5 protein-coding genes are annotated in these 4,282 nt (G+C 68.6%); all 5 read left to right on the top strand.

Translation table 11 applies throughout. The annotated features are described in order from the left end of the window. The coding region (locus ACT4N8_RS13255; RefSeq protein WP_444858597.1) for an amidohydrolase family protein at nucleotides 1-676 on the top strand (676 nt) is incomplete at its 5' end. A gap of 76 nt (nucleotides 677-752) precedes the next feature. Continuing rightward, nucleotides 753-1,067: a PilZ domain-containing protein gene (locus ACT4N8_RS13250; RefSeq protein WP_444858596.1), complete on the top strand. Its 315-nt coding sequence runs from the start codon at nucleotides 753-755 to the stop codon at nucleotides 1,065-1,067. Nucleotides 1,068-1,120: 53 nt separating this feature from the next. Then, nucleotides 1,121-1,777 (top strand): glutathione S-transferase family protein, encoded by a 657-nt coding sequence (locus tag ACT4N8_RS13245; protein WP_444858595.1) that lies wholly within the window; start codon nucleotides 1,121-1,123, stop codon nucleotides 1,775-1,777. Between the two features lie 45 nt (nucleotides 1,778-1,822). Continuing rightward, nucleotides 1,823-3,331 (top strand): aldehyde dehydrogenase family protein, encoded by a 1,509-nt coding sequence (locus tag ACT4N8_RS13240; RefSeq protein ID WP_444858594.1) that lies wholly within the window; start codon nucleotides 1,823-1,825, stop codon nucleotides 3,329-3,331. 24 nt (nucleotides 3,332-3,355) lie between these two features. Next, nucleotides 3,356-4,282: hypothetical protein (locus ACT4N8_RS13235; RefSeq protein WP_444858593.1), on the top strand; the 927-nt coding region annotated here is incomplete at its 3' end.

Raw genomic sequence — 4,282 nt, 5'->3', positions numbered from 1 at the left:
GGGGAAGACGTGCATGGCGCACGCGCAGGGCGTCGACGGCATCAAGAACGCCGTGCGCGCCGGGGTCGAGTCGATCGAGCACGGCATCTTCATCGACGACGAGGCGATCGACGAGATGAAGCGGCGGGGCACGTTTCTGGTGCCGACGTTCGTCGCGCCGGTCTGGGTGCTCCGCCACGCCGAACGCGCGCCGGGCAGCATGCTGCCCCAGGCCGTCCGCAAGACCAGGGAGGTGATGGCCGATCATCAGCGAAACGTCGCGCACGCCATCGTCGCCGGCGTGCGTGTGGCCATGGGCACCGACAGCGGCGTCGGCCACCATGGCTCCAACGCAGAAGAGTTGCAGATGCTCGTGGAGGCGGGCATGTCGCCGATGCAAGCGATCGTCGCCGCGACGAAGACGGCGAGCGAGTGCATCCACATGGCGGATCAGATCGGCACGCTCGAGCCGGGCAAGCTCGCCGATCTCCTCATCCTCGACGCGAACCCGCTGGAGGATATTCAGAACACCGACAATATCAGCCAGGTGATGCTGAACGGGCGGCTCTACGACGCGGCGACGCTGAACGAGACGGTGACGGGCAACCGCCAGCGCCAGCCTTATTATTGGGAGGCGGACGGCAGCGGCACGAGCGCTCCGGCCCCGACCACGGCGTCCGGGCATCAGGAGGACTAGCGGCAAATCGCCGGCGCGCGCTCATCTTTCGGTAAGCCTTCCTTGCGATAAACCTTTCGCAGGGGAGGCGAGCCACATGGCGACTCATGCTTACGCTCCGACCGGCGACACGGCGACGCGGCCGCAACCGCGCATCCACGACCAGCGCTCGGAGGAGCGCCACGAAGGGCTGCTCGATTGCGCCACGCTCCATTTCCGGGGCGCGGTCTTCGTTGTGCCGGTAGTCAATATTTCCAGCCGCGGCACGATGATCGAGAGCGACGTCGTCCCCCGCCTCGGCGAGAGCGTGATCATCCGCTTCGCCGGCTGCGACCAGATCTACGCCTTCGTCCGCTGGGTCCGCGACGGCCGCATCGGCCTCAATTTCGGCTGTGAACTGACGATCGGCTGATTGACAGGGCCACGATCGGTCCTACTTCGCAACCTAACGCGAAGGAGGACCGGATGATCGAGCTCTATACCGCCGCCACGCCCAACGGCTACAAGGTCTCGATCACGCTGGAGGAACTGGGGCTTCCCTATAATCTCCACGCCATCGACCTCTCCTCCGGGGCGCAGAAGGAACCCTGGTTCCTCGCGATCAACCCCAACGGCCGCATCCCCGCGATCGTCGACAAGGAAAATGACAGCTTCGCCGGGTTCGGATCCGGCGCGATCATGCTCTACCTCGCCGAGCGCGCCGGAAAGCTGATCCATTCGGACGAGAAGGGCCGCAGCCTCGTGATCCAGTGGCTGATGTTCCAGATGGGCGGGCTCGGGCCGATGATGGGTCAAGCCAACGTCTTCACCCGCTATTTCCCCGAGCAGATACCCGCCGCGATCGAGCGCTACCGGCGCGAGAGCCGCCGGCTGCTCGAAGTGCTCGACGGCCGCCTCGCCACACACGAATATCTCGCCGGCGACTATTCGATCGCCGACATCGCCAATTTCGCCTGGGCGCGAATTCTCGATTGGCCGGAAATCAGCATCGACGGGCTCGACCATCTCAAGCGCTGGATGGACGCGATCGCCGCGCGCCCCGCCGTCGAGCGCGGCCTGCAGGCGCCGCCCCGCGCCGACGCCGAGAAGATCGTCGAGGGCGCGCGCAAGATTTTGGCCTGAGCGCCGCCTGCGCCTATAGAGCGACTTGCCCCAGGAGATTCCCCGATGAACGAGATGTCGCGCATTTCCACCCAGCCCGCTTATTCTGACGCCGCCCAGGCCGTGCTCGCCCGCGCGCCGCTTCTGTTCATCGACGGCGAATGGGTCGAATCGAGCCACGGCAAGACGATCCCGGTCTATGATCCCTCCACGGGCCGCGAGATCGCGCGGATCGTCGATGCCTCCGACGCCGACGTCGACCGCGCCGTCGCCGCCGCGCGCCGCGCCTTCGACGACGGCCGCTGGAGCGGGATCCCCGCCTACAAGCGCGAGCGCATCCTGCACCGGCTCGCCGACCTGCTCGAGGCGGCTGCGCCCGAGCTGGCCGAGCTCGAATCGATCGACAACGGCAAGCCGAAGGCGGCGAGCGAGCGGCTCGATCTGCCCTCGTCGGTGCGCATGCTGCGCTACATGGCGGGCTGGGCGACCAAGCTGACCGGCGAGCATGTCGAGCCGTCCAATGCGCCGGCGGGCGCCTTCCACGCCTATGTCCGGCGCGAGCCGGTCGGGGTCTGCGCGCAGATCGTGCCGTGGAACTTCCCGCTGATGATGGCGGTGCAGAAGATCGCGCCGGCGCTCGCCGCGGGCTGCACGGTGATTTTGAAGCCCGCCGAGCAGACCCCACTCACCGCGCTGCGCCTCGCCGATCTCGTTGCCGAAGCGGGTGTGCCGGCCGGCGTGTTCAATCTCGTCACCGGCATGGGCGAGACGGCGGGCGACCGGCTGGTCCGTTCCCCCGACGTCGACAAGGTCGCCTTCACCGGCTCGACCGAGGTCGGCAAGATCATCAACCGCACCGCCACCGACACGCTGAAGCGGGTGACGCTCGAGCTGGGCGGCAAATCGCCGGTCATCGTCCTGCCCGACGTCGACATCGGCAAGACCGCGCAGGGCGCCGCCATGTCGATCTTCGCCAATTCGGGCCAGGTCTGCATCGCCGGGTCGCGGTTGTTCGCGCACAAGGACATTTTCGATTCCCTGCTGGAAGCGGTGGCGGCGAGCGCGCAGCAGTGGAAGGTCGGCCCCAGCCTCGCCCCGGACACGATGATGGGCCCGCTCGTCTCGACCGAGCAGCATGAGCGCGTCCTCTCCTACATCGAGGCCGGCAAGAAGGAGGGCGCCTCGGTGCTCTGCGGCGGCGACGCGCCGGGCGGAGAGGGCTATTTCGTCAACCCGACCGTGCTGGTCGACGTGAAGCCCGAGATGAAGGTGGTGCGCGAGGAGATTTTCGGCCCCGTCCTCGCCGCCCAGCGCTACGAGGATCTGGACGAGGTCGCCAAGGCCGCGAACGACACCAATTACGGCCTCGCCGCCTCGGTCTGGACCCGCGACGTCTCGGCGATGCACAAGCTCGCCGCGAAGCTGCGCGCCGGCATGGTCTGGGGCAATTGCCCGATGGCGACCGATCCCAATCTGCCTTTCGGCGGCTACAAGCAATCGGGCTTCGGGCGGGAGAGCGGCCGCCACGGGATCGAGACCTATACCGAGCTCAAGACCGTCAACATCGCGCTCTAGGATCAAAGCCAGGAACCCTTGTATATGCGTCATCTTCACCTGATCCTGACCGCCGCGGCGGGGAGCCTCGCCGCCGCCGCGCTGGCCCAATTCGCCCAGCCCGAGGCGCCGCCCGCCAAGGCCGAGCAGCCGGGCACCGGCCTCTCCGACCTCCAGGACACGGTCGGCTCGCTCGAGGACGACACGCCGGCGCCAACGCCGGCTCCCCCACCGCCACCCGCTGCGCCGCCGCCCGCCGCCGCGCCGCCGCTCACTTCGGCCCAGATCGCCGAGGTGAACCGGGCCGCCGCGCGCGGCCGCGAGCTGATCGCGCTCACCCGCGCCGGCATCCTCGCGACGCAGGACATGCTGAGCCGGGTCGCCAATCCGGAAGCGACCGGTATCGAGGGCTGGGTCGCCGCGCAGGAAGGCAACGGCACGATCGTCACCTTCTACGACAATACGGACGACGGGCCAAAGACGGTCTACCGCGCCAACATCCTCGGCAACCGGGTGGTGTCGCGCGACACCTTCCTCGGCACCTTTCGCCCCGATCTGCCGCGCGCGCTCGCCCGGCTCGCCGCCGCCCGCGACGCCGCCCGCGCCCAGGACAACCGCGCCTGCTCGCCGCAGGGCTCGAACTTCCTCGTCGTGCCTCCGGCCTCGGGCAGCGGGCCGATCGAGGTCTACGAGATCAGTGCGCCGACCGCGCGCGACCACCTTCCCGCCGGCGGCCATTACCGGATCACGGTGACCGACGGGCGGGTGACCGCGACTCACGCCTTCGCGAGCGCCTGCGCCGACCTCGCCATTCCCGAAGTGGCGGCGGGACAGACCCCACCGCCTTTGCAGATCGCGGCCACCGATCCGCTGCCGACCGAAGTCCATGTCCTGCTCTCGCAGATGGCCGGGCGAGCTCTGGCCTTCACCGCCGGCGATCCGGCGCGCCAGTGGATCGTCGCCGGCGACCGC

It is taken from the genome of Sphingosinicella sp., assembly GCF_052387495.1.
GTDB lineage: Bacteria > Pseudomonadota > Alphaproteobacteria > Sphingomonadales > Sphingomonadaceae > Allosphingosinicella.
This window is presented reverse-complemented; position numbering and strand designations above follow the sequence as displayed.